The sequence below is a fragment of the Sporomusa aerivorans genome (assembly GCF_041428895.1).
GTDB classification, from domain to species: Bacteria; Bacillota; Negativicutes; order Sporomusales; family Sporomusaceae; genus Sporomusa; species Sporomusa aerivorans.
Window position 1 is genome coordinate 5,821,823 of sequence record NZ_CP156926.1, and the last position, 26,632, is coordinate 5,848,454.

Here is a 26,632-nt window from a genome sequence, read left to right on the forward strand (position 1 = left end):
ACCTTTACAGATTGACACTTGCCCATTTTTCCTGATACATATCCCGGTCGGCTCGGGCTAAGAGTTCTTCGGCACAACAGGTCTCATCCAGCACAGGATTGTATTCGCAGATACCAATACTGGCAGATACAAAGTAGGGTTTGCCGCGCATCTGACCATAGGCAGCAAGGCGACGGCCAATTTCCTCTCTCACCCGCCGTGCCGATTGTGCTGTACAATTTCCCAAAACCATCAAAAATTCATCGCCGCCCAGTCGGCAAACGATATCCGACTGTCTTATGGTTTCTATAATCGTATTTGCCACTGTCATGATAGCTGCATCACCTTCCTGGTGCCCATAAGTGTCATTAATTTTTTTCAGCCCATTCATATCGGCGTAGCAGACACACATGGGTGTTTTGTCCTGCACCGCAATCTGCAGCATGCGGCGGAGCGCGTCCAGACCGGTCCGCCTGTTCAGAACACCGGTTAGTGAATCGGTATTGGCATAAGAGGTAAGCTCTTTTTCCCGCTGATCATGTTCAGTTATATCAAAGGCAATTTGGGAAATGCCGTCGCACTTCCCTGTCTCGTCTACTATCCGCCTGGCATTGACAGCCAGAATACGCTGCTCGCCTTCCTTGTTCCGGACTGAAAGGTATAAATTATCCAGTACATGCCCGTTCCGGACATTATTCATCTGGCGTTCAACATATAGGCGGTACTCCTCATCAGGATACAGCTTTTCAGCTATTTGCCGGTTCCCGCAGACCTCCTCCTGCAAATAGCCGCTAATGGCTTCAGCTCCCTGATTCCAGATAACAAAACAGCCGTCGCAGTCTTGTACGGTAATCCAGACATTAGCATTTTCAATTATCATTTCGTACATTTGGTTTAACTGATGAACCTGACGTTCCATCTGCTTTTTTGCTGTGATATCCCGCACAAAAACAGCCGCTCCGGTCACTCTATTTTCTTGTTTTATCGGGTGCAGAAATACATCAAAAAACTGTTTTCTTTCCCCTTCACCCATGACGTGCTGTTCTACAATCCGTTCACCGGCCAAAGCCCGGGTATACAGGCTGCGCCACTGACCGGACATATGGGGATGCACTATCTCCAGCACACTATCGCCTGGGACCAGTTCAACCTGATAAGTCGACCGGTAAGTATCCTGAAAGTTATCATTCATCACCGTCAGGCGATAGTGGCTGTCAATAGCCCAAATAAAGTCGTTGGGATTGTTGATAAGGCCGGCCAGTTTGGCTTCACAATCCGCCAGTCTGGCCTGGCAGGCGGCAAGTTCTGCTTCCATGATTTCTCCGGCTCGATTGTTCATAACGCCATGTCCTCCTGCATCTTACACTCACTGCCCATAACTCCCTATTGCTTGCCCCCGTCTTGCTCCAGATCCTTATGCTCAAACCGGAACTGCTTTAACAGGTTATCCAGCCGGGTAGCCATATCAGCCAGCTTATCAGCCGACTTCTTAGTCTCATCGGCTTGCGTCGCCGTATCAACTGAAGTCTGGCTTACCTCGGCCGCACTGGCCGCTATTTCATTGGAACTGATCAGAATCTCACGGTTGGTCTCGACAACAGCAACCATCATAGCCGAGGCCTTTTCCACATTCTGAGCTATCGAATGAGTTGCGCCTGACATTTCTCCGGTGGAGTTGGCGATATTATCTACGCCCTCGGCCGCGTCAACAGCACTGCGGGTTGCTGACCGGCAGTTCTCGTTAACCGTCATAATTTCTTTTACAATAGCATTCACTTTCTGTCCGGTGGCGCCCGCTTCACCGGAAATAACATTTAACGTTTGGGACTGAGTAGATACTGCCCGGCCGATTGTGCCGGTAATGTCGGTTATTTCGAAAATTACCTGGGTAATTTTCTCCACTGCCTGAACGGCATTGTGCATATTGGTCTGCATATCCTCCAGCTGCTGGCCAATATCTCCGGTCGCTCTGGCGGTGCGCTGCGCCAGTTCTTTTACTTCACCGGCGACAACGGCAAAGCCCTTGCCCGCTTCTCCGGCACTGGCAGCTTCAATGGTGGCATTAAGCGCGAGCATATTAGTCTGGCCGGCAATGCTGCTGATAATATTAACTATCTTATAAATTGTTTTGGAGGAATCACTCAATTGACTGATAATACGGCGGGTATCACCGGCGAAATCCCTTGCTTCCTGCGTAATCCTGATAGAACGCTCACATTTGTCGCTGACTTCACCCAGGGAGTCGTTAATGTCGCGGACAGAACTAATTACATTCTCTACACTGGCTGACATATCGGACACCGAAGCGGTCACCAGATTGGTGTTGGTATAAATTCCATCAATAACATTGCTTACATGATTAACTTCCTGCGCCACTTTTTGCGCCACTACGGCTAAGTTTGCCGTCGTTGCCGCCATTTCCTGAACAGCGGCTGCTATATTGGTTATATTGGTTTCCGTTTCACCGGCAGAGCTTTCTGCATCACTGATTTTCGCTAGAATCTCCTCCACTGCGCCGCTGGTCACCCTTGCCCGGTTACTGGTGGCCGCACTGTTGGCCGCCATTCCATTCGAGATTTCCTGCAATACAGCCACGGCCTGGCGCAGTTCACCGCCAACCATGTTAATTTGCCCCATGGTATGACTGATGCGGCCTACTGTTTGATTTACGGCTTCTGTCAGCACGCCCAGTTCGTCATCGGACCGGACTTCAACCCGGGCGGAAAAATCGCCGCTTTCAACTTTGCTCATTAGCTGTTTCAGATTATATAACGGTTTGATTATCATCCGTTTCAGTGAGTAGCGTAAGACAACAATAGCAGCAATCAACAAAATCACTGTAGCCATGGTAAATAATACACCAAGCCGGCTCAAGAGGCTCATCGTTTGATCAACTGGCGCGGTAACTGCAACCACCCACTGGTTTGTACCTCTTATGGGGGCAAAAGCCACAAACTCTTCCTTATTGGTGTATGAACTTACGTATTTGCTGGTCGTAATCCGCCCCGCAACTGCCTCCCGCAATGCCGTTTTTGTCTTTTCATCTATGCCGGATTCCGTAAAAATATTCTTCTTCATCGCATAGCCGGGATCAGGATGGGTAATAATCACCCCATCCGCCTGCACTAGATAGGCATATGCTCCCTTGACTCCATTGTCCATTTTTAACCGTTTTTCCAAATTTTCCAACAATACCAAGCCGCCAACCAAGCCTGTGGTCTTACCGTTATGCCGGATAGGAGCGGCTACAATCACAGCATTTTTCTTGGCGGTACGGGCTACCAACGGATCAGACACATATGTTTCACCGGTTGCCATAACTGCTTTGAAATAATCGCGATCCATATTATTGGCCGTCTGATTGGCACTGGTAAAATAATCACCTTTGTCATTACCGGCCAAAAGAATTTCGTAGCCGTTTAACCGCTTAGCCTCGGCGGCAATATAGGCGAGCGAATCATCCCGCCTGGCTTTTTCCAGGATAGGGGATGCGGCAATAGCAGCTACTTCACCTTTTTTCATATCAAACCATAGCGCCATATCTTCCGAAACGTTATGGGCCCGGTCTTCCAGCTCTTTGTTTATATTGCTGACAATAACATCCCGTGCAGAAATATAAGCGCTGATTGCCAATGCGGCCAGAGCAACAGTAATAACAAGCAGGACGGTAACCGTTAACTTAAAATTAATACTGCGAAAATTAAACACCAACATCCCTCTTTCAACCTTTATTCTGGTACCAAACGGCAGCTACCCAGTCTTCAGCCTCTTTTTCAGAAGTAATGCCACACTTTCCAGCAATGTATCCCGGTCCAGTTTGACTTCATATAAGTCAAAACCGGCCCTGAGTCCCCGTTCTCTTTGATCCGGGCGGCTCAGAGACGTTAAGGCGATAACAGGTAAATGCCGCAAATTTTCGTCACTCCGGATTGTCTGTACAAGTTCCAGTCCGTCCATAACCGGCATTTCAATATCACTGACAATAATATCTACCGGCTTACTGTCAAGCAGTTTCAACGCTTCACGTCCATTTTCAGCCAACAGAACGTCATAGCCGGCCCACTCCAGATAGCCTTTGGTCATGCGGGCAAAAAACGGCGTATCCTCAGCTAACAGCACTTGTATCTTGCGTTCAGTTGACGGCGCATTGGGCAAAAAGCCGGGCTGTCCGGCAGGGTCTGCAAGTTCCAGCAGTTCGTATAAATTGATCAGTAAAACCATATTCCCGGCAACCAGCGTGGAGCCAATGACACCCGAGCCACTGATTACCTCGGTATCCAAAACGGCACCGGTGTCGATAATGTCAATGATTTCGTGGGCTATGAGCGCTACCGGCCGTTTTATCAGCCGCGGAATAATCAAATATAAAATTTGACTTTCTTGCTCCTTTTGTTTGATGGGCAAACAGGACTCAGGTCGGATCACCCGCAGGGACTTGCCACGAAAACTGACATATTCATGCTCACCAATACTTTGCAGCAGCGTTGCTTGTATCTCCTCCACCCTGGCCACCATTCCCAGATCCAGCCCCAGAGTTTCTCCGCCTGAGCAGCGAAACAGGAGCAACCGCTGACTGTCAGCCGCCTTTTTAGACCGAGCAGCCATTAGGTTGTCGTTGTTTTGTTGGGCAAACTCTTCCTCAATTAAAAAAATTCCGGCTTTAACCCTTAGGTTCTCGGTATCAAGAATCATGGCGATACGTCCGTCCCCCAGCACGGTGGTGCCGGAATACCAGTTGCAGTCTTTAAGTGCAGGCGGCAACGGTTTAACCAGGATTTCCTCACTGTCATAAATGCGGTCGACTTCCAAGGCAAATTGACGATAGCCGCTTTTTACCACCAAAAAGGAAAAAATTCGATTCTGCTGCCGGAAATACTCAGTATCGGGACAATTCTCATTTTCCTCAAGACCAACAACACGTGACAGCCTGACAATCGGCAAGAGCTCGTTTCTTAAATATAGAGCAGGGTGTTCTCTGACAAATTCCACGGTTGTCCGGCTCTCCTCCGGCTGCAACAGGACAAATTCCTTCAGATTGACCTGCGGTAAAGCAAATAGTTGCCCGGACGACTCCACAATAATACTGGCAATAATGGCCAGGGTAAGCGGCATCATCAAGCGAAATGTCGCACCGGCACCTTGCTCGCTAATTATCTCAATTTTTCCGCCTAACTTTTTTATACTGGTTTTTACTACATCAAGACCAACGCCACGTCCGGAAATATCACTAACCTTTTCCGCAGTTGAGAATCCCGGATGAAACAAGAATGATAAAATCTGGCCGGTTTCCAGCGTCGCGGCTAACGCCGGTTCAACCAAACCTTGTTGAATGGCCTTGCGCGCCACCTTCTCAACATCAATGCCCCGTCCGTCGTCCGCTACATCAATAATTACCTTGCCGGCCTCATGACTGGCCTTTAACAGCAGCCTCCCCGCCAGCGGCTTGCCTAATTGACGCCGCTGCTCAGCCGGCTCCAGTCCGTGATCAATGGCATTACGCACTAAATGCGTGAGCGGCTCTAAAAGCCCTTCCATAATTGTTTTATCAAGTTCAACGGTTTCACCTTTTATTAACAAGTCGACTTCTTTGCCAATTTTCCGGCCCAGGTCCCGGACAATTCGCGGCATCTTGCTGAATATGTGAGACACCGGTTGCATCCGGGCCTGCATCACCCGTTCCTGCAACCTGGTAGTCATAAAATCGATATTGCGGGTCACTAACTCCAGGTTGGGGATTTCCCGCCCGCCGGCCTCCACAATTTTCAGCAGTTGATTCCTGCTCAATACCATCTCCCCGGCAATATTCAGCAAATCGTTTAACAGCTCTACCCCGACCCGGATACTATCTTCCACGCCCCTGGCGCCGGCGTGCTCCTCGGGCGGCGGTTGGGCCGCAACCGGAACAATCGGGAGTACAAAACTGCTGTCAGGTGGCGGACTCGTCGTCGGCAAGGTCTGAGCTCCTTCACTAGGTGCCGGCGGCGGCAAAGAAGATTCCGCATAGGTCTGTGATGCTGACTCCACAATAAGCTGATCCCACAATTCCCAGGCATCATGCAATGTTTGGGGAGCGGGCTCGGGCGCAGCAAGAAAAGAGCGGATTTGCGCCAGCACCTGGCCGATATCCTTACTCTGACTAGCTGCCGGCTGATTGACAAGCTGTTTTAAAAAATCAGTTACTGCCAGCAGCATATCCACAAGTGAGGAAGTAACCGGCAATTTCCGGTTGCGCAACTGATCGAGCAGATTCTCCAGGGTATGTGTCAACTCGACAATAGTAGTCAAATCAAAAAAAGCAGCCGTTCCTTTGATGGTGTGAACTGCTCGAAACAACCGGTTTACCGTATCATCTTCATAGTTTTCCTGTTCCAGGGCTAGCAGACAGGCTTCCATATCGGCAATATAACTACGCGCTTCCTGAACAAAATCCTCAAATAAATTATCTTGGTGCACCGCCGCTTACCTCCCGGAAAACACTTTACTGAGAATTTTGACATCAATTGTCAAAATTCCTTTTCTCTGTCACGCCTTCTTATACAAAATAATTGAAAAGCCTGCATTATTTTTTGCCAATGGATTTGCTCCACTGGTATACCGCCGCTATGCAAACAAAAAGCGCGGCTCTTTAACCAGAGCCACGCTTCAGTCATATGCATCATGAGGAATCCTTCATCAGACTAAATCCAAATCTAATTATTTAGGCAGCTTGGTGGTCAGTGCCGCAGCAACCGCCTCCAGGGTATCCCACTTTTTGCAGAAGCAAAACCGTACCTGCCTGCTGCCTTTGTTCTTTTCGACATAGAAGGAAGAACCAGGCACGGTAGCTACGCCGGTAAGTTCAATCAGTTTACGGCTGAAAGCGGTATCGTCGGTTAATCCCAGGCGCTCCATAACACTACTGGCGTCTGTCAGCACATAGTAAGCTCCCCGGGGCAATTCGCAGCTAAAACCGGCCTGCCGCAGCGCGGCCAGAATAAAGTCCCGGGCTTCGCCATAGTGACTTTTCAGGTCCTCATAGTATTCCGGTCCAAAGGACATGGCCTCGGCGGCGGCGTGCTGAAAAGGAGTAGGTGCGCCCACAGTAAAAAAGTCGTGAACCTTCCGGATGCGCTGGGTAATTTCCGGTGCGGCGATTGCCCAGCCTACCCGCCAGCCAGTAACCGAGTAGGTTTTAGAGATAGAGTTAATCGTGACTGTCCGCTCCGCCATGCCCGGCAGAGAGCCAATGGAAACATGCTCTGCGCCGTCGTAGAGTATGTGCTCGTAAATTTCATCCGCCACCGCATAGGTGTCCCACTTTACGCATAAAGCGGCTATTTCCTCCAGTTCCGTCCGCGAAAAGACCTTACCGGTCGGATTATTGGGAGTATTAATGATAATGGCTTTGGTTTTTTCATTAAATGCAGCTGCCAGCTCCGCCGGCGAGTAGTGCCAGTCAGGTCCGTACAAAGTCACATAACGCGGTGTGGCGCCGGATAGAATGGAATCCGGGCCATAGTTTTCATAAAACGGTTCAAAAATGATAATTTCATCACCGGGGTTTATCAGAGCTTTCAATGTGGCAATCATGGCTTCGGTAGCCCCGCAGGTCACGGTAATATCTGTCTTAGGGTCGCAGGTTATCCCGTTATAGTGCGCAACTTTGCGGCTGATGGCCGCTCTGAGCTCAGGTTCGCCGAAAGTAACCGGATACTGGTTAAGCCCTTCCGCAATCGCTCGGACAGCGGCGTCCCGAATAGCCTTGGGACTCTCAAAGTCAGGAAAACCCTGGGATAAGTTATAACCGCCTGCCTCGTCGCAAATCCGGGTCATCTCACGAATAACCGATTCGGAAAAAGTCTCAGTAATTCTGGACAAATTTTTCATGGGTGGTCCCTCCGCGCATTATGTATTGGTGTTGGCTGCTTTCCAGGCTTCTTCCCGGATAAGTCCCATAACTTCCCGTTTGATTTTCATAAACTCTTCGCTAAGTTTTAAATCAAAAGTCCGCTGATTGGGCAGTTCTACCTCGATCCGGGCCTTGATTCGCCCTGGCCGGGCAGTCATTACATAAATTGTATCACCGATGAATACCGCCTCGTCAACATCATGGGTAACAAAAAGTATGGTTTTATGGGATTCATCCCACACATCCAGCAATAATTCCTGCATGACGGTTCTGGTCTGGGCATCTAAGGCGCCAAACGGCTCATCCATCAGGAGAACTTCGGGGTCGTTAGCCAGAGCGCGGGCTATAGCCACCCGTTGTTTCATACCGCCTGATAAATCGCGGGGGAAAAAGTTTTCAAAGCCCTTCAGGCCGATCTTCTCAATATAGTGCTCAGAGATCTCCCGCCGCTCGTTTACGCTTTTACCGGCGACATCCAGGCCAAACTCTATATTTTGGCGCACCGACAACCACGGAAACAAAGTATAGGTCTGAAAAACCATTCCCCGGTCGCGTCCCGGTCCGGTTATTTCCCGGCCGTCCAAGAGCACGCGCCCGGAAGTCGGCGCTTCAAGTCCGGCGACAATCTTCAATATCGTTGATTTGCCGCAGCCTGACGGCCCCAGGATGGTGACAAACTCGCTGGGTTTCACGGTAAAACTGGCCTCTGCCAGTGCGGTTACCTGACGCTCTTTACTGGTAAATATCTTGCTTACCCCTTCAATGAGTAACTTATCCTGTGTCGCATCAGTCATGCTACCGTCCTCCTTTGCCCATCCAGGGAAACATTCTGGCGTACAGCCATTTGAATACCACATCAATCAGAATGCCGATAATGCCGATAACAACAATGCCGACAATAATATTTCCAGTCTTTAAAAAACGTTGGGATTGCATAATCATATAGCCCAGACCCGAGCCGGCAGCCACAATTTCGGCCACCACCAGATATGTCCAGGCCCAGCCGAAAGCAATACGGAGCGTGTCGATAATGCCCGGCATACTGGAGGGCAGGATGATCCGGCGAAACACACCCAGGCGGGATACACCCAACGTGTAAGAGGTCTCAATTAGATCATGGGGCACGTTCTTGGTGACATCCATAATCATGAGGGCCAATGGGAAAAAGGTTCCGAAAAATATAACGGCGATCTTTTCGCTTTCACCAATTCCCAGCCACAGAATGAAAAGCGGTATAAAAGCCGAAGCCGGCATATAGCGGATAAAACTTAAGAGCGGCTCAACCAGCGCTTCACATACTTTCAGAGTACCCATCAGAATTCCGAGCGGCACTGCAATAACAGCGGCAAGCAGAAAGCCAATTGTGACCCGCAAGACACTTGCCCAGATGTCGTCCAGCAAATTGAATTCGGAAAATAAGATAATGCCGTCTTTAATTACCTTGTCCGGCGGCGGCAAAAACATCGGTGGAATTAGATCGCTGTACGTAAGCGCCGACCAGACCACTCCGAGCAAAATAAAGGTCAATGCGCTTAAAGTAAGATACAGCGGCGCGGCAATTTCAGCTTTTGGTGTTAAAAACTTGCACTTGACCATACTACATCCTCCTTAAATAAAGAAAACACGGCTTGCACCGAGCTTTGGCGAAGGTGGAAGCCGATATTGCCCTTATACTAAAAAAACATATACTGTCTTTCAGTATAAGAAAGGCCGCGTAGAAGCGCATACGCCTCTAGCGCGGCCCCATTACCGGCTAGCCTGCTACTTGACTTTAGTAATAAAGGTATTGTCAACATACTTATTGAGGTCAGGAGCCTGTGATAACAATTTGAGTTTGACATAGAAGTCGCCGGCCCGTTTGCCTACATCATAAATAGGACCTGGTTTTTCATTAGTGCCGTAAAACTCAAGATTGTCTTTCAAACCATAAAACTTAACGGTTGCAATATCGGCTGCAACCTCTTCCGGCTTCATTTTGAAAGCTGCGGCCAGAATTTTGTTGGTTTCATCCGGGTTTTTGCTCATAAATTCGGTAGCTTCGGCTAATGCTGCGACAACAGCCTGTACAGTATCCGGATTATTCTTCACCATATCTTCCCGGAAAGCCAGTACATCGGCAATTAGGCCGGGGGTATCCTTGGTGGTAGCCAAAACCGTTTCACCGGCCGCTTTGGCCTTGCCTAAATGCGGTTCCCAGGTAACTGCCGCATCCACTTTGCCGGCCATAAATGCGGATGCCGCTTCACTGGCTTTCATATCGACAGCTTTGACATCGTTATCTGTCAGACCGTTTTTCTCAAGCAAGGTAGACAACAGGAAATGCGAGGCCGAACCCCGGTGAAATGCCACTTCTTTACCCTTCAGGTCGGCGATTTTTTCAATACCTTTACTCTTTTTCACGATCAGCCCGTCAGCGCCATTGGAAGAATCGAATGCCCAAACGAATTTCATCGGCACACCTTCACCGGCAGCCGATACCGATACATCCAGCGAAGCCGCCATAGCCTGGATTTTGCCGGCTACCAGCGCCTGTTTACGGTCACCAACGCCCTCAATCGCCTGCAGTTCAACGTCAACGCCCCTGCTCTTAAACATGCCTTTCTCTTGAGCAACAAATAGAGCACCATACCCTGTCCACGGGGTATAGGCAATAATAATCGGTTTTTTCTCTGCTGCCTGCGGTGCAGCCTTTTCCGCGGGTTTGCTGGCGCCACAGCCGGCAACTGCCACAGCCAGCATAGCTACCAGCAACAGCAACGCCATTATTCTCTTTTGCATGAAATCCCTCTCCTCAGATAATATTTATACTGGTTTTTTCACTAATTTCGTCATAAATCACTATATTCCTGCCTTGCTTTCAAGAATATTAAAATATCCCGCATAAATATACATCCGATTAAATTGTCCTCATCGGAACAACATTTCCACCCTGCGGCAGAATACTTATGGAAAAATCCTCCCGCCCGAGTTTTTGCGAAGCCACTGCAAGAGCAGCATCAAGGGACGGAGCAAACAGCATGCCTGCCCGCTCCAGGAACTGCTGATTTTCCGGCCGTGAAACTACAATAACAGTCAGTTCTTTGGCAATATAGCCTAGTTTTAGCGCCACGAAACCCGGAACAGTAAACCTTTTCCTAAGCGCCATTTCCCGCTCATACAGAGTAGTATAGCTGAACCACTGGCTAAAATCCGGCGGATCATCAATTTCGCGGCACTCCATGGCAACAATCAGCGCACCTGCCTGCCTGACTGCCAGGCAGGCATTCTCGATAGTTTTAGAGGCTTGATAGAAATTGATGTCTTTTGGATAGCCGCCGGCCGAAGCAATAACGACGTCGGCAAGTTCCTCCACAGGCACACTGGCAATCCCGGCAGCCATCCGGCACCCTTCCAGCCAGGCCTCCTGCCAGTTTCCGGCAACAAAGGCAGCAAAATCACCCTGCCCGTTAAAAACCGCATTGAGCAGGAAAGCAGGTTTTATCATCGCGGCAATTTCCATCATATCCAAATGCATATCATTTGTTTCCAGGCTGCCCTGACGGCACTCAGGATTAAGCCCCCGGCCCTCCTGCCGGCTAAGGCATAACCGGTGATTGGCCTGGATAGTCGCATATCCCGCCACCCCAGGCAAGATTGCTTTGCGGCCGCCGCCAAACCCGGCCATGGAATGATAGGTGATTCCGCCTGTCAGAATGACTTTATCCGCACTGATTATATGGCGGTTTATAAACACTTCGGTACCCCGGCCGGTGCAACCGACTGCAACAAATTCCGCACTGTCCGATGCATAGCTCTGGACAATTTTAATCCGGCTGACAACTTCCTGACCGTAAGTTAAAACATTTTCTTCCGCTGTCTGGCGTCTGTGGGCTCCCAGTGCCACTACCAGCAATATCTGGCTGTCGTCCACACCGGCCCGGTTCAGTTCATTAAGCAATGTCGGCAAAAACAAGTCGTGCCTGACCCATTGTCTGGTTATATCTGATGCAATAATAACTGTTTTGTCGTTGGACGACACGATGTCACACAACGGCGGCGATCCGCAGGGATTGTCAAGGGCCGCCCTGACGGCCGCCGGAATATCCTGCACATGAGGTGTGTCCTGGCTGTCCAGGATACCAACGAGGCGCTGTTCCGGAACATCGACACTCATAGACTGCAGCCCGTATGCTAAAGAAATTTGTATAGTCATACCTGTCTCCAACCAATATGGTAATTTTATTTATATACCTTAATTCTATGATTTTTGCTTTTATCCTTTTTTGGGCTAAAGTAAAAAATTACAACCTTTTTGTTAGGATAAAGAAAACACGGCTTGCGCTGAGCCTTTGGCGAAAGCGGAAGCCGATGTTGCCCTTATCCAGGCGAAAGTTATACTTTCTATCAGGATAAGAAAAACCGCCAATGCGGTCCTTGGCTTTGCACACGTCAGATGATGCTGGAATACAAGGGACAGGGTTTTACTTTTGGCATTGCCCAAAGTAACAAAAGGTCTAGGCCCAAAGCCTCTAAAAGCCTATGGAACGCTTTTCCGGCAAAGGCCGGAGGGGTACGGGAGTTACCAGGGTTGCCGGGATCACCGTCTCCTGGCTCAACCTGGGCGTAAACTTACTGAGGCGCAGGCGGCCGTTATGCATAAGCGGAGGTTAAGCGCCAACGGCGCAGCGTTGTATAATGGTCGCCTGCACCGGGCTTTGTGCCTGGCACCATTTGCTTTATATGGCCTCAGCGATTCGCAAAACTTATAATTTCTGTTATATCAAAAAAGGAGCTGCCCTGAGGCAGCTCCTTTTTTAAGTTACTATTAATCTTCGTAGCTTTGTGCGTAAGCCACTTTTAATACTTCGTCAGGTAATTCCTTTTCCCAGCGGGCAACAACAACGGCGGCTACACAGTTGCCGATGAGGTTACAGGCCGTACGGGCCATATCGAGAATCCTGTCAACCCCGAGAATGATGCCGATGCCTTCGACAGGCAGACCGAAGGCGGCGGCAGTACCGGCAATAACGATAAGCGATGCGCCTGGTACAGCGGCAATGCCTTTGGTCGACAGCATAAGGGTGAGAACCATAAGGATTTGCTGAGAGATATCAAACGGCACGCCATATACTTGGGCAATGAACACAACCGCCAGTGCACTATACAAAGTCGATCCGTCCAGGTTAAAGGTATAGCCTGTCGGCAGTACGAACGTGATAATGTGCTTGGGAACACCGAACTTTTCCAGTTTCTCCATGGCAATAGGCAGAGCCGCTTCACTGGAAGCAGTTGAGAACGCAATAAGAATTGGTTCTTTCAGGGCTCTTAACAGATGGAAGAAGTTTACGCGGATAACCATTGATGCACCGAACAATACCAGGAGTACAAAGGCAACCAGCGCAAAGTACAATGAACCGATCAACTTGGCCAGTGGAATAAGCATCCCCAGACCAAACTTGCCGACAGTAAAGGCAATCAGGGCAAATACACCGATTGGTGCAAGCTTCATAACGTACCAGGTAAATTTAAACATAATCTCGGCAACACTGATGCACAGATCCACAACCGGTTTGCCGGTTGCCCCCATAGCAGCAGCTGCTACACCGAAGAAGGTCGAGAATAAGATAATCTGGAGCATATCGCCGCGGGCCATAGCATCCACGATATTAGTAGGAACAATGTTGACAAGCATTTGCGTCATGTCAATGGTTTTCTTGGCGGCGGCGGCGGCAGCGCCCGCATCACCGGCGACAACATTAACACCAACGCCTGGCTGGAATACATTAACAACAAGCAGACCGACAATGAGCGCCAGCGTCGTGGCAATCTCAAACCAGAGAATGGCTTTGACACCCAGGCGGCCCAGCTTTTTAAAGTCGCCTGTGCCGGCAATCCCCATAACCAGTGAGCTGAATACCAACGGTACAACAATCATTTTAATCATACGAATGAACATGTCACCGACCGGTTTCAGTTCAACCGCATACTTAGGGAACGCATAGCCAAAAATTACACCTAGGATAAGACCGATAAAAATTTGTGTTGTAAGGCCCATGCCTTTTTTCGGCTTCTCAGCTTGAACGTGAGACATTGATAGTACCTCCTTTTGTAGTTTAAGCTTGCATTTCTTTTCAGAATTTAATGTAAATGTCTCTCTATAAAAAACTACAAAAACAGACACAAAGTTTCACCGGCAAAGAAAATGTATACAGAATACAATAACCCCGCTTAGCGGGGTTATTCGGCAGCCAAAAAAAGCAGACCTTCCACAAACTTTTTAATATTAATTTTGCCCCGATAAGTGCCTTTCCCCTGAACAAAAGCCATTTCCTGCCTGACCTCTTTAAAGTCAAATAATGCGCCGCTGTACATTTCAAATTTATCATTATGAAAGTCTTCAATTCCCATAGTGGCAACATTTTGCATGGCCTTGGCAATAGTGCGCCGGATTCGCTGTTCAATGGTTTTGACATCCTGGCCGATAGCCTGGGATACTTCCTGATACAGTTCATGCAGCTGATAGGCCTGATCATGCCCCCCTGCCAGGCGGCTGTCCACCAGTTGAACCAACTGATGAATATTCTTGGCGCCGGCTTCACCAATGATCCCCAATTCGGAAAAAATTCGGTTGATCCGGTTTTTCTTATTAGTATCATCGCTTTCTACCGCCCGGTTGGCAGGACCGACATACCGGGCAGTTGTCTGGGAGATGAGCGACATGACCTGTCTCAGCCGGCGGCTTTCCTCGACTTTACCAATAACCGATACAATTTCCAGCACATTCAAAGGTTTGTGTATATAAAAATCAATTCCGGACTGATAGGCCTTGGTGATCATAGGCTGACTGGTGCTTTCCGAAATCATAATAAAGGAGGTTTCCAGGCCGCTTTCCTTAAGCCGCCTGATTAATGCAATACCATCCTGACCCGGCAGCAGTAAATCAATCAGAGCCACATCAGGCGAGTATTCGGCGATGATGGCCTCGGCTTTCAGACCGTCACCATTCTCGGCAACCACCGTTCCCAGTTTATATTTATCAATAATATTGCCGATAATTTTTCTGACACTAATATCATCCTCAATTATAACAAACCGCACTGCTTTGCACTCCTATCCAATTATAACGGCTTATGATAGACTAGGCCGGTTTACCAGCAGGTTTTCCAGCAAAAACGTGACTGTAAATACTGTTTTTCCCGGCCTGGAACTCACTGTTATCTCACCGCCCAATGACTCTGTAAGATTTTTGACATGGCTTAATCCCAGTCCTGTGGACATCTGGCCGGTAACTTCCGAAAATTTGGTGGAATACCCCGGCGCAAAAATCAAATCCAGTTCTTCCGGGCTGATACCAGGACCATTATCGGCAACAACCAGTACCAGTTTGCCGCCGCTCGACTGTGCTGTTACCGTAATAATGCCGGCGGCTTCCGCCGCCTCTACCGCATTGGTAATCAGATTGTTTAAAATGGAGACAATGGCATAGTACTTATCGGTAATTAAATCACCATTATAATGAAAGGTTATCGTCAGAGGCTTGTCCAGCCCGTTGATATACCGCCGGGTATTTTGCTCGACAATTTGAAAAAACTCACCCAGCGGCAACCCTTCCTCACTCACAGCAACATTCAGGATTTCCTCTATTCCCCGGGTGACCCGGTAATAGTCTTTCTTAACCTCGTGAATATCGCGGGCAATCGCCAGCGCTCGGGCGGCTGGCGAATCGGTCTGGGATAATTCGCCCGGATGGGCGGCGTTAAGGGTTTGATACAAGGTATAGCCTTTTTCCATAACCAATTCAATATCGGCCGAGGATTTTTTCAGATAAAACAATTCGGCCTTAAGCTTGGCAATGATAAAAATTAACTCGGCATACCGGGCGGCATGATCTTCAGCCAATACAAAATCGCGATAGCGTTTTAACGAGTAATAGCCAATCACGGCCAACAGGGCACGACCAACCCCGACAGCCACCACCCGTGTCAGAACTTCTTCCAGGCTTCGTCCTACCAACTCTGACCGGATGATGAGTTCAACACAGTTACTGGTAATATCGCAAATACTAAGAAGAAGAACCAAGGCCGGGATGTTGCCTGTATAGTCACGTACTTTCAAACCTCTGAACAGCAAGCCGTAAGCAAGATAATAACCGAACGACGGCAAATTATGCAATAAAACACTGAGCAACGGCTCATCAGCAAATGGATATTTTATGATTGTCCGGAAAAACAGAATCATTACCCCAACAGCCGTGGCAATACGGATTGTCGGCAGCCGTTGAAAATACAGCAGCAGTGTGGCCAGTACAACCACACTGAGGGTGAAACGAAAATAACCGTCAAACGGGTAGGTAAATACCAGTCCGGTTATACTGACCAGCAGGATAACATGCGGAATCATCGGCCAGGGCCTCCAATGAACTGACTCCGGCATACTTCGATAAAAGTGGCCAGCACCCTGGCCGTAATACCCCAAATTATATACTGGTTATATTGGTAAAACAGAACCGGATAATTGGCCCGGCGCCGATAGCCTTGCGGATAGTCCGGCGGCAAGAGGTCAAAGGGAAAACCGGACAGCGGCTTGGTTGCCATTTCCATTGTGGCTGTCTGCGGCTTGGCGTTAAGCAAAAAATCCAGCGGTACGGTAAATACTTCGGCTACCTCATCGGCATTAGGCGAAAACGGCAGCGAAGCCGCAATATGCACCGCAAAGGGATAAATCAGAACGCCGATCGGACTGACCAGAAAATCCAGCGCACCCAATACTTCAATACTGTCCCTGGCAATGCCAAGTTCCTCTACCGTCTCCCGGACGGCAGTTTGTAACGGGCTGGCGTCATAGGTTTCGATGCGGCCGCCGGGAAAGCAAATTTCCCCAGGCTGCCAGTTAAGTTTTCCGGAACGCACTTCAAATAAAACAGCCGGTTGTCCGGCTACATCAATCAGGGGAACAGTAACAGCGGACTGCAAGAAATCTTCGGCATTGGCGAGCCTGCCTGTTTGACCATGGAGCATACAGGCCAAAGCCGTTTTCACTTTATTGGTATCCATTACTTTCACCTCATATCAGGGTCTACCGCATTGTAATTATAGCAAGCCCGCCGTTTGTCCCGCAACCTTGGCTATAGTTCAATTTTTCCAGATAAGCCGGGAGTAATTACTTTTCTGCCGTCACTGGTAATAAATATCGCCTCTGTCCCCGGATACTTCTTTAATAATTCCTGCCCTTTCTCCACCCCAAGCACGAACATGGCTGTGCTCAAAATGTCCACATAGTTTTCGGATTTCGCCACAATGGTAATACTGGCAATTTCCCGCGGTTGATAGCCGGTGCGCGGATCAAGAATATGGGAGTAACGCACGCCGTCTTTTATAAAAAACCGTTGATAGTCGCCCGAAGTTTCCAGCACGTCCCATTCACTTAAGGCCAGTTTGGCGGCGATTCCCTCAGTATTGCGCGGGTCCTGCACGCCAATTCGCCAGGGCTGCCCATCGGAACGTTTACCGATAACCCTGACATCTCCGCCAGCGTTCACCAAAGCCGAAGCAATCCCATGGGCTTTCAGGGCATCAATGGCTTTGCGGTTGGCGAAGCCCTTGGCAACTGCTCCCAAATCTATTTTCATGCCGGGCTTGGGTAAATAGACAGTATTGCTCGTATCATCAATTTCCAACAGCCGATAGTTGACTAAAGGCAACTGCGCCTTGATTTCAGCATCAGCGGGGACAAATTCCCCTTTATGGCCAACAGACCAAAGATCTGTCAGCGCGCCAATCGTGACATCCAGGGCGCCGTCTAGCTGCTCGGAACGGCTGCGCGCCAGCTTGAGCATGGCAATAACATCCGCATCTACCTGAACCCTTTCTTTTCCGGCGGCCTGGTTAACTTTTGATACCTGACTGGTCTCATCAAAACGATTGGTCAACGCATTAATCCGCTTGAATTCATCAAAGGCGGCCTTGACACCAGCCTCGCTCCCAGGGCCGTAGGCCGTTATTTCAATAACGGTATCCATCAAGAACTGCGTGTCCTGATATGGCTTGGGAGCAAACAGTCCGCCTGAAGTACAACCCGCGCCCAGAAGCAGAAGGAAAGCCAGTGTCATCCCCATTAGTATGCGACTTATATGTGTCATAAATTATAACAGCCTCCACACATAACATTTACAACCACTTCCATAATATTCTGTCCAAACTGTAAAAAACCTGCAGAAGTTACATGTTTTAATATATTACGTTAAGAAGATAAGCCTGGCCGTAAGGCAGTAATGATAACTTAGTAAAAATTTTGAAAAACTTGAAAATACAGCAGGAATAAATATACCGGTAGCGAATAACATTAATTGATGAAATTATTCACAATATAGTACATCATGAAGATGTCTATAGTTCTGAAGAACTGCTTTTCATTTCATCCAATTATATATCGGTGAACTGGGCTACGAAAGTCTTATTCCGGCAGCAATGCCTGGGGTTTCTTAGTAGTTTTTTTTATTGCTGAATTTAAGAGAATTTTCGAAAAATGGAGTGATTTGTAATGCATATGGCAGACGCTTTAATTTCCCCGGTAGTGGGCGGGGCTATGTGGGCGGCAACGGCTGGCCTGGCTACCTACGCTGCGAAAAAAGTGCAGCAGGATATTGATGAACGCAAAATTCCCCTCATGGGGGTTCTGGGCGCTTTTGTCTTCGCCGCCCAAATGATAAACTTTTCCATTCCAGGCACTGGTTCAAGCGGTCATTTAGGCGGCGGTTTGCTACTGGCAATTTTGCTGGGACCACAGGCCGCTTTGTTAACAATGGCTTCCATCTTAACCATCCAGGCCTTATTTTTTGCCGACGGCGGACTGTTGGCGCTTGGCAGCAATATTTTCAACATGGGGTTTTTATCCTGTTTTATTGCTTATTCTTTTATTTATAAACCCATTGTTGGCGACAAGCTGAGCAAAGGCCGGCTCTTGCTGGGTTCCGTCCTGGCCGCTGTAATCGGCCTCCAATTAGGCGCCTTCGGAGTTGTCTTGGAAACCACCTTTTCGGGAATATCCGAGCTGCCTTTCAGTACCTTTGTCCTTTTGATGCAGCCCATCCATTTAGCCATCGGCCTTGTGGAAGGATTGGTTACGGCCGCTGTCATCCTGTTTGTCGCTAAAGAGTCACCGGAAATTCTGTCGAAAACGGCCAAAGGTCAAGCGCTTGGTAATATATCTGTAAAACCGGTTTTAGTTACGCTCTTAATTGCCGCTATTATCACCGGCGGTGCTTTATCCTGGTTTGCTTCCAGCGATCCCGACGGTTTGGAGTGGTCAATTGCCAATGTAATCGGCGAAGACGAATTAAAATCTCCGGAAGGAATTCATAGCGCACTTGCCGAATTACAAGAAAAAATCGCTTTTCTCCCTGACTACAACTTTAAACATGATGGTCAGCCTGCGGCAACCACAGAAAAAGAAGCACCTTCCTGGCCTGCTGTAGACACTGGTACTTCAGCAGCCGGTATTATTGGCTCGCTGCTGACCTTGGCACTTGCCTTTACTATCGGTAAAGGCCTGCAGCGGTTTTCCAAACAGCACTGATGGCGCAGAAACTACGGCTGCCGCTGATTCCTTGGCATGGGTGGAAGCCGAGTTGCCCAAATCCGGGCAGAAGTTATACTTTCTAGCAGGAAAAATGGGGATACGGCTTGACCGTATCCCATTCTTATCATTAAAAGAGGATGTTATATGATAAAAATAGAAGCAAACTGGATTGACCTGCGCTACCTTGATACACTGGCCAGTAAAAGCACTCCGGTTCATCGGCTTAACCCCTGCATAAAATTGATTACCACGCTTTTCTTTATTATTGTTGTGACTTCCTTTCCCAAATATGAAATCACCGGACTGCTGCCTTTTTTTCTGTTTCCGGCTGTACTGATTTCACTCGGCGGGCTGCCGGCCGGCCCACTCGGCAAGCGGCTCTTACTGGTAGCTCCTTTTGTACTATTTATCGGTATCTTTAACCCGTTATTTGACACTGCCCCGGTTGCCAAGATAGGCTCATTTATCATTACCGGCGGCTGGCTTTCTTTTGCTTCTATTACTATCCGGCTCTGTCTGACAGTAACCACTGCTTTAATTCTAGTGGCTACAACCGGTATTGATGCTCTGGGTTCCGCCCTCATGCGGATTGGAGTTCCTAAAATCCTGGTGATTCAGCTCTTATTTATGTACCGGTACCTGCATGTTTTGCTGGAAGAGTTTATTCGCAGCCTGCAGGCCTACAGTCTGCGTTCTTTTCATGGCACCGGCATCCGCTTCAGGGCGTGGGGGTCGCTTTTGGGACAGTTGCTGATCCGCTCTGTCGACCGGGCCAACCGCATCTATCAGTCTATGTTATGCCGGGGTTTCGACGGCGAAGTGCGGCTGCTGCGGACAAATACCATGCAAAGTACAGATCTCATCTATCTGGCTTTTTGGATTACTTTTTTCCTTGCAGCCCGCTTCTTTAATCTGCCGCAGCTGCTCGGCAAACTCTTAATGGGGGTCTGGTCATGAGCCATCATATCGTAGAATTAAAAGACGTGAAATATACTTACCCTGATCAAACCGAAGCGCTGCGCGGTCTCTCTGTTCGTATTACCCACGGAGAATCTGTCGCTATCGTCGGTGCTAACGGTTCGGGAAAAACCACCCTGCTGTCGCATCTGATCGGCGTCCTCTTCCCGACGGCCGGTTCAATCAACATCGGCGGCTATCCGGTCACCAAACAGACTTTGCCGCATATTCGCCGGGCTGTAGGTATGGTTTTTCAGAACTCGGACGATCAATTGTTTATGCCCACCGTGTATGATGATGTTGCCTTCGGTCCACTCAATCTGGGCCTGCCCCCCGCCGAGGTGGATGCCCGGGTAACAGCCGCGTTAACTACAGTCGGTGCGTTGCATCTAAAAGACCGTACTCCTTACCGGCTGTCAGGCGGTCAAAAGCGATCTGTGGCAATAGCTGCGGTACTGGCTATGGAGCCTTGTATCTTAGTCATGGACGAGCCTACCGCCGGACTTGACCCGCTGGCCCGGCGCCAGTTGATCAATCTCTTAAAAACCTTTGAGCACACTAAAATCATCGCCACTCATGACCTTGATCTGGTACTGGATCTTTGCGCCCGTACCGTTGTTTTAAGCGCCGGCACCGTCATAGCTGATGGACCGACCCTGGAGATTTTTCAGAACGAAGAACTCCTTGCCGGAGCGCATTTGGAAAAGCCATTCCGCATGCAGGGCTGCCCTGTTTGCAGTTCACATTAAGCCGTCGGGTAAATTGCGCTGGCTAACATAAAGTCCGTGTTCTGCTGGAAATTAAAAAGATCCCATCTTAGAGGCGGTTTATGAACACAACTCCAAGATGGGATCTTTTATTCAGGTGTATACTTGACTCGACCAGCGGCAGACCCCGAACATACTGTTCATTCTGTCGCCGATCGGCTATGTATACTTTATTCTTGAAATTATTATAGCATCTGTGTATACAAAAATCAATCTCAATTTTTTCGGATATTCCTAAAAACTCAAATTCGGAAAATGAACATCTTAACAAAAAAAGGAGATTTGGCGATTAGGCGGAATACTGAGAATAATTGACTATGGCCGCAGCGTTTTTGCCGCCGCGCCGCTGCTATAAGAAAACGGTTGAAGAGGAGAATATGAAAGAGTGTTGTGGTATCGTGCATCAAAAAGGCAGTAGTCTGCTTAAAAAAAACAAAACATCCGCTGTAGCCTGTAGCCCAATTTTGATCAGCAAGCTTACTTACGAAGGGACACTGCTGCAGGTGAGTTATATTGATCCAGTTTTTGGCCTCCTGCCGCAAAACATAACCGGTAAGAATATGCGGTATTTTCCGCCAGCCGAACTTAATTATGAAATATGTACCTATCACTTAAACCGAGCCTTTGCAAACGCAAAAAAAGAAACCTTTCAACTCCAAACCGGCAAGCGGTTTTACCATATCTCGCTGTTGCCGGAAAAGAACGGCCGCCAGGAAGTCGAATCGGTGCTTGGTGTAGTATATGACATTACCAAAAAGCAGCGAGTTATTGCGAAATTATCCGCTCGCCAGGACAATCAGGCCCATGTTCAGCAAATCGCCAAACTAGGTTACTTCGTATGGAACCCGGACTGTGCAACGCTCTACTGGTCTGATCAGCAATACCGGAATTTTGGCTTTGAGCCGCAGGAATTTGTTCCGACTTTAGATTTTCTCTGTTCTCGTATCCATCCGGAAGATATTGAGCTGCTGCGCGTCATGATCGCAAAGACCAGCAGTACATACAGCCCGGAAGGAGAATTCAAAATTGTAAAGGCAGATGGCTCCACAGGCTGGTTATACGCCCGTTGCGGTACTGTAGCCAGTAAAATATTAGGAATTACACTGGATATTACGGAAAAAAAACAATCGGAAGAGCGGAAAAAAATAACGGAAAAAGAACTGATCTTACTTGATCAGTTAAAAACCCGCAGCGATTATTTAAATCGTTTACTGACAAATGACTATCCCCTGGAATATGCGGGCAAAGCGCTGAGCGAGTTTGGCATTGAAGCAGATAGCGAATATTGCTGTTTTGTTATTCAAGCCGATAAAACAGATACAGCGGCCGCTAATCTGCGTGACGGAGAGCTGGCGCTAATAAAAAATCAGGTGCTCATTTGGCTTTATAATAAAGGGTGTGACAGAGTCTGGTGCTTAAATAACAGCATAATTCTGTTAATGCCGGTAACAGACAGCCTGCTAGCATCCAAACAAAGCCAACTGGATTTTGCCAGACTACTGACCGGCAAAATAACGAATCAGTTTCCCGCTATCGAAATCACAATGGGGATTTCGGGTGCCTCCCGCATTCCGCTTAACATCAGGGATATCTATGAAAAAGCATATCGTGCGGCCATTGTTGCCGCTTCAGGCGACCTGGACCGGATTACACACTTCGACGATATCGGTTTATATAAAATTGCTTTTCAGCTTATCAAGGATGAAACTACGATTTCTCTTGCCAATAATACCATAGGGATTCTTGATGAGTATGATAAAACACGCGGCGGCAGCTTACTTTTAACATTAAAATGTATTTTGGAAGATGAAAGTTTAAAGACGGTTGCCAAAAAGCTTTACATCCATCATAATACCGCAATATGGCGAAAGCATCGTATCGAAGAACTTTTAGGAATATCTCTGGATAAGATGGAAACGCGGGTCATACTCATGCTGCATCTGAAAGTATGGGAATTGCAAAATAAAACCGGCATCCGCGCCTAATCCAGGTAGTATGGAAAAAATTTGCGATGTTTACTTGTTCCAAAGAAGCGTTCATTGTTATTGTGAAACAAGAACTGCTTCTTTTTTTTGGGGTTTATCCTAATAGAATTTGTCTATTAAATATCTTAAAATTATGTGTAAAGTAGAAAATTGGCATAACTACAAATAAAAATCAGAATTTTGTCAGGAGTATGGTGTAAAATATATGAGTTTTTTGAACCATGATATTGTGTTAACAGCAGACCTCAGGACAGGTATGGTGATTGCACAACCCGTATTCTCAGAAAGCGGACAAATCCTGTTAGAACAGGGAGTAGTGCTTACCTGTGAAAATATAAAAAGCCTCCAAAACTGGCACGTTGCAACGGTCTGGATAAAACGGGCGGAACTACCCGCTCGGTTAAACCGGCCTTTTATTAATACATATAAAGAAACTCTTGATTTAGTGGCGGCAACGTTTACCAAAGTGCAAAAGTTCAAAGAAGTGCCGATTGCCGAATGCAAAGAACTGGCTGAAAACTACATAGAACTTATGATCGATATCGAGGGTGTGCTGGACAGCCTGTACCGGGTTAAAACACACCATGCCTATACCTTCAGCCATTCACTTAATGTATCTATCCTTACCGGTTTATTGGGCAAATGGATGGGCTTTAAAGGCTCGCAGCTAAAGAACTTGATCCTGTCCGGTTTGCTGCACGATATCGGCAAAGCCTTTATCCCGCAAAAAATACTTGATAAACCGGGCCCGTTGTCGGTTGAGGAAATGGAAATTGTTAAAACCCATACCATGCAAGGCTACAATTTGTTAAGTGATTGCACCGAAATTCCCGAGGCAGTTAAACTCGGCGTATTGCAGCATCATGAAAGAGAGAACGGCAGCGGCTATCCCCTGGGGTTAAAAGGCGGCGACGTGCATATATTTGCAAAATTTGTCGCTGTTGCCGACGTATATGATGCAATGACTACCGAGCGTGTATACCGAAAAAAATTGCCGCCCTTTGTCGCCATCAACCAGATGCTTGGCAGTATGGGCAACCAGCTGGATTCTATTATTTGCTTAACGCTGTTGGCTAAGCTTTGGAAATATTTGATTGGCACACGGGTGTTATTAAGCAACGGTATGCAAGGCCAGGTAATACAGGTCGGCAATATCGCCAATGCCAAACCGGTAATCCAACTGGATAACGGCCATTTACTGGACTTAGATAATCATGAACAGATAACTATTGTCTCCATCCTGGAGGATCCTGCACTATAACAATAAGGTTAGCAACTATTCCGCATTTTTTTGTATTGCTTTAATATTGCGGGTAAGCGCCCGGCGAACACCGGCCTTGTCTGCCCGTTTATTTCGATACATGTTTTCATCGGCCAGTTTTAAGGCTTCACCCATGCTACCTGAGCCGCCGGGCCCCTTTAGAGCATATCCGACCGACAAGTATAGCAACTTATTGCGATGTTGCCGGCGATAGTTTGCGGCTTCTGCCAATATTGTCTGGCTGATCGCTTCCAGCGCGGACAACTCCGCGTTCATAAGCAATATAGCAAATTCATCGCCGCCAATTCTGGCGATGACAGCCTCTGGGGGACAGGATATTGTTAATATATTTGCGGCTGCCTGCAGGGCCTGATCGCCTACATGATGCCCCAAAACATCATTCAGTTTTTTCAGAAAATCCAAATCACAGACAAACACTCCGATCGGATTATCCATTTCGGCCAAACGTCTCATTTCCTGTGCAAAATAAGTGCGGTTATACAAGCCTGTAAGCGAATCATGCACACTGATATAATGAAGCTTTTCGTTGGCGCTGACCAGCTCGTCAGTTACCGTATTAACCAAATGAGTTAATGCCTTTAGCACACCGCTATTTCTTGCAGCGACAGCATCAACACGGGAATGGATTTCTTCCGGCGGCATCGTTTTAAATACACCGGTCATATTGTCAACAGGCGCTTCAGATAAAACCATTACCGTCATTGTCGCGTTAAGCAGTTGATTGGTACCGGCAACATGAAAATATTCACCCTGGGTAAAAAAACCGGCGGTCGGCGCAATATGCTGCAGAGGTTCGGTTTCTATCCGGCTGGATTCCTGAAGAAACCCCCGGCGGCACTCGCAGGAATACACAAAAATACTCTCTGCCGGCTGTTGTCTGATCTTTTTACAAAGCCCGGCAACCTCTTCGGCAATGGTCGCAATATGGCCAAAACTAAAGCGAACTTTTTCTCCTTCGGCCAACTCCCCGGCAAAACCGATTGAACCGTCTCCATACCGGATCTTGGGTGTTCTGGCCGTTAAAATCCCCTGCCTGTTGGCTATCAAAGGAAATTCAGTAACACTGGAAAAGTTGCTGTTCTCATCAAGGCCTAAATACTTGCGGTAAACCTCGTAGGCAGACATATGATCAATCGTATATACACGCGTCCCGTCGACCCGGGTAATGGTCATTTCCTTGCCAATAGACTGCCACCCTAAATGAGTATGGCGGTTGACAATTAACTGCTCGCCTGCTAGCACAACTCCGGCTACGCCGCTATCACTGACCTGTCCGTCACATACCACATAGCTTTGTGAATTAAGCAGATTGCTGCCGGCATTACCGCCGGACACAGGCAGATTAGGAGATATTGATTGAATACCCAGTAAGAGGTCCCGGGCGTTTATGGATAAGCTGGTGCCAAACAGCACCAGTACTTTGGCGTTATCGCTCCCCAAATCAGCAGCAATTTTCCGCCCCAGCAGATAATCATCCTGACCATCTTTGGCAAAAATTCCGGTTCGTACTGTACTGTGATAAAAGATAGAAATTGATAAAACAGTCCGTAAGCCACTTACTTGTCCGTTCATAATTTCGCCGGATGTAGTTGTACCAACAATATGCGCGTGAGGAATAAGCCCGGCAATTTCCGCGGATAATTTGGCTAAAAAAGCAGGTTCACACCATGAGCTAAAGATTTGTACCAAAATTGCAGGTTTATCGGGTGAAAAGAGATCAGCATGATTGTTTCTGACAAACTGGGTCAAGCTGCTATTGTCTTTATAAATTATATTGATTGTTTTCAACCCTTACCTCCCTGACAATAAACTGCAAGCTAATAGCGCCATCGGCTGCGCTGGACTGGCACGAAATTTAACTTTGGCTTGTCGGATTGAAATAATTTTAGCATTAGCAGATATTTTAGTCTATATATAACACTCAAAAAACGAAAACTCGCCAAGCTGAAATATTTTGATTGTAACACTAAGCAAGAATAACGGAGCTAATCTCCGTTGCAGGGTTCCATGGAAAGCCTATTTACAAGGAGGACTGTATGAATATATTAATGGCAAATCTTGAGATCATTATATTATGGGGACTTTTTTTTGCTTTAATACTACCATATTTATACTCGAAGGCTCATCCTCCAAAAAGTACATTTCAAAAACCTATAAAACATGTTGAAATACGAAGTTGGAGAAAAAAACAGAAACATATCATTTAATAGAGAAATGA

General features: G+C 47.8%; 19 protein-coding genes. 5 read left to right on the plus strand and 14 right to left on the minus strand.

Features of this window, described 5'->3' with window-relative positions; translation table 11 throughout:
- Nucleotides 1–4: 4 nt before the first annotated feature.
- The 13 genes from SATMO3_RS27665 to SATMO3_RS27725 form a co-directional block, all read right to left on the minus strand.
- On the minus strand, nt 5–1,318 hold the full coding sequence (locus SATMO3_RS27665; RefSeq protein WP_371373950.1) for a diguanylate cyclase domain-containing protein: 1,314 nt from the start codon (nt 1,316–1,318) through the stop codon (nt 5–7).
- A gap of 44 nt (nt 1,319–1,362) precedes the next feature.
- Nucleotides 1,363–3,687 (minus strand): methyl-accepting chemotaxis protein, encoded by a 2,325-nt coding sequence (locus tag SATMO3_RS27670; protein WP_371373953.1) that lies wholly within the window; start codon nt 3,685–3,687, stop codon nt 1,363–1,365.
- A 42-nt stretch (nt 3,688–3,729) separates the two neighbouring features.
- Nucleotides 3,730–6,432, minus strand: a complete 2,703-nt coding sequence (locus tag SATMO3_RS27675; protein ID WP_371373956.1) for a chemotaxis protein CheW — start codon at nt 6,430–6,432, stop codon at nt 3,730–3,732.
- Nucleotides 6,433–6,672: 240 nt separating this feature from the next.
- Entirely contained in the window at nt 6,673–7,845 is a 1,173-nt protein-coding gene (locus tag SATMO3_RS27680) for a pyridoxal phosphate-dependent aminotransferase (RefSeq protein ID WP_371373959.1), read from the minus strand.
- An 18-nt stretch (nt 7,846–7,863) separates the two neighbouring features.
- Nucleotides 7,864–8,661, minus strand: coding sequence for an ABC transporter ATP-binding protein (locus SATMO3_RS27685; protein WP_371373962.1), 798 nt, complete (start codon nt 8,659–8,661; stop codon nt 7,864–7,866).
- Nucleotide 8,662: 1 nt separating this feature from the next.
- Nucleotides 8,663–9,463: an ABC transporter permease gene (locus SATMO3_RS27690; protein WP_371373965.1), complete on the minus strand. Its 801-nt coding sequence runs from the start codon at nt 9,461–9,463 to the stop codon at nt 8,663–8,665.
- A gap of 165 nt (nt 9,464–9,628) precedes the next feature.
- Nucleotides 9,629–10,645: an ABC transporter substrate-binding protein gene (locus tag SATMO3_RS27695; RefSeq protein WP_371373968.1), complete on the minus strand. Its 1,017-nt coding sequence runs from the start codon at nt 10,643–10,645 to the stop codon at nt 9,629–9,631.
- 118 nt (nt 10,646–10,763) lie between these two features.
- Entirely contained in the window at nt 10,764–12,059 is a 1,296-nt protein-coding gene (larA, locus tag SATMO3_RS27700; protein WP_371373971.1) for a nickel-dependent lactate racemase, read from the minus strand.
- Nucleotides 12,060–12,671: 612 nt separating this feature from the next.
- A complete protein-coding gene (locus SATMO3_RS27705) occupies nt 12,672–13,937 on the minus strand; it encodes a dicarboxylate/amino acid:cation symporter (protein ID WP_371373973.1) in 1,266 nt (421 codons plus the stop codon).
- A 146-nt stretch (nt 13,938–14,083) separates the two neighbouring features.
- Nucleotides 14,084–14,944 (minus strand): response regulator, encoded by an 861-nt coding sequence (locus tag SATMO3_RS27710; RefSeq protein ID WP_371373975.1) that lies wholly within the window; start codon nt 14,942–14,944, stop codon nt 14,084–14,086.
- 30 nt (nt 14,945–14,974) lie between these two features.
- Nucleotides 14,975–16,246 carry a sensor histidine kinase gene (locus SATMO3_RS27715; RefSeq protein ID WP_371373977.1) on the minus strand — a complete coding sequence of 424 codons (1,272 nt, stop codon included), beginning with the start codon at nt 16,244–16,246 and terminating at the stop codon, nt 14,975–14,977.
- The gene (locus SATMO3_RS27720) at nt 16,243–16,899 is read right to left on the minus strand and encodes a CoA pyrophosphatase (protein WP_371373979.1); all 657 of its coding nucleotides are present in this window, start codon (nt 16,897–16,899) and stop codon (nt 16,243–16,245) included. Before SATMO3_RS27720 ends, SATMO3_RS27715 begins: the two co-directional genes overlap by 4 nt.
- Before the next feature lie 71 nt (nt 16,900–16,970).
- Entirely contained in the window at nt 16,971–17,984 is a 1,014-nt protein-coding gene (locus SATMO3_RS27725; RefSeq protein ID WP_371373982.1) for an FAD:protein FMN transferase, read from the minus strand.
- A gap of 401 nt (nt 17,985–18,385) precedes the next feature.
- Here SATMO3_RS27725 and SATMO3_RS27730 point away from each other — a divergent pair, with 401 nt between their 5' ends.
- The 5 genes from SATMO3_RS27730 to SATMO3_RS27750 all read left to right on the plus strand — a co-directional run bounded on the left by SATMO3_RS27730 (nt 18,386) and on the right by SATMO3_RS27750 (nt 24,393).
- On the plus strand, nt 18,386–19,420 hold the full coding sequence (locus SATMO3_RS27730) for an energy-coupling factor ABC transporter permease (RefSeq protein WP_371373985.1): 1,035 nt from the start codon (nt 18,386–18,388) through the stop codon (nt 19,418–19,420).
- Nucleotides 19,421–19,567: 147 nt separating this feature from the next.
- Nucleotides 19,568–20,380: a cobalt ECF transporter T component CbiQ gene (gene cbiQ / locus SATMO3_RS27735; RefSeq protein WP_371373988.1), complete on the plus strand. Its 813-nt coding sequence runs from the start codon at nt 19,568–19,570 to the stop codon at nt 20,378–20,380.
- Nucleotides 20,377–21,129 carry an energy-coupling factor ABC transporter ATP-binding protein gene (locus SATMO3_RS27740; RefSeq protein ID WP_371373990.1) on the plus strand — a complete coding sequence of 251 codons (753 nt, stop codon included), beginning with the start codon at nt 20,377–20,379 and terminating at the stop codon, nt 21,127–21,129. The genes cbiQ and SATMO3_RS27740 overlap by 4 nt, the downstream gene beginning before the upstream one ends.
- A 335-nt stretch (nt 21,130–21,464) precedes the next feature.
- On the plus strand, nt 21,465–23,132 hold the full coding sequence (locus SATMO3_RS27745; RefSeq protein ID WP_371381812.1) for a PAS domain-containing protein: 1,668 nt from the start codon (nt 21,465–21,467) through the stop codon (nt 23,130–23,132).
- A 205-nt stretch (nt 23,133–23,337) separates the two neighbouring features.
- Nucleotides 23,338–24,393, plus strand: a complete 1,056-nt coding sequence (locus tag SATMO3_RS27750) for an HD-GYP domain-containing protein (protein WP_371373993.1) — start codon at nt 23,338–23,340, stop codon at nt 24,391–24,393.
- Nucleotides 24,394–24,408: 15 nt separating this feature from the next.
- On the opposite strand, the gene SATMO3_RS27755 is transcribed toward SATMO3_RS27750, so the two are convergent.
- Nucleotides 24,409–26,202, minus strand: coding sequence for an FIST N-terminal domain-containing protein (locus SATMO3_RS27755; RefSeq protein WP_371373996.1), 1,794 nt, complete (start codon nt 26,200–26,202; stop codon nt 24,409–24,411).
- Nucleotides 26,203–26,632: the final 430 nt, after the last annotated feature.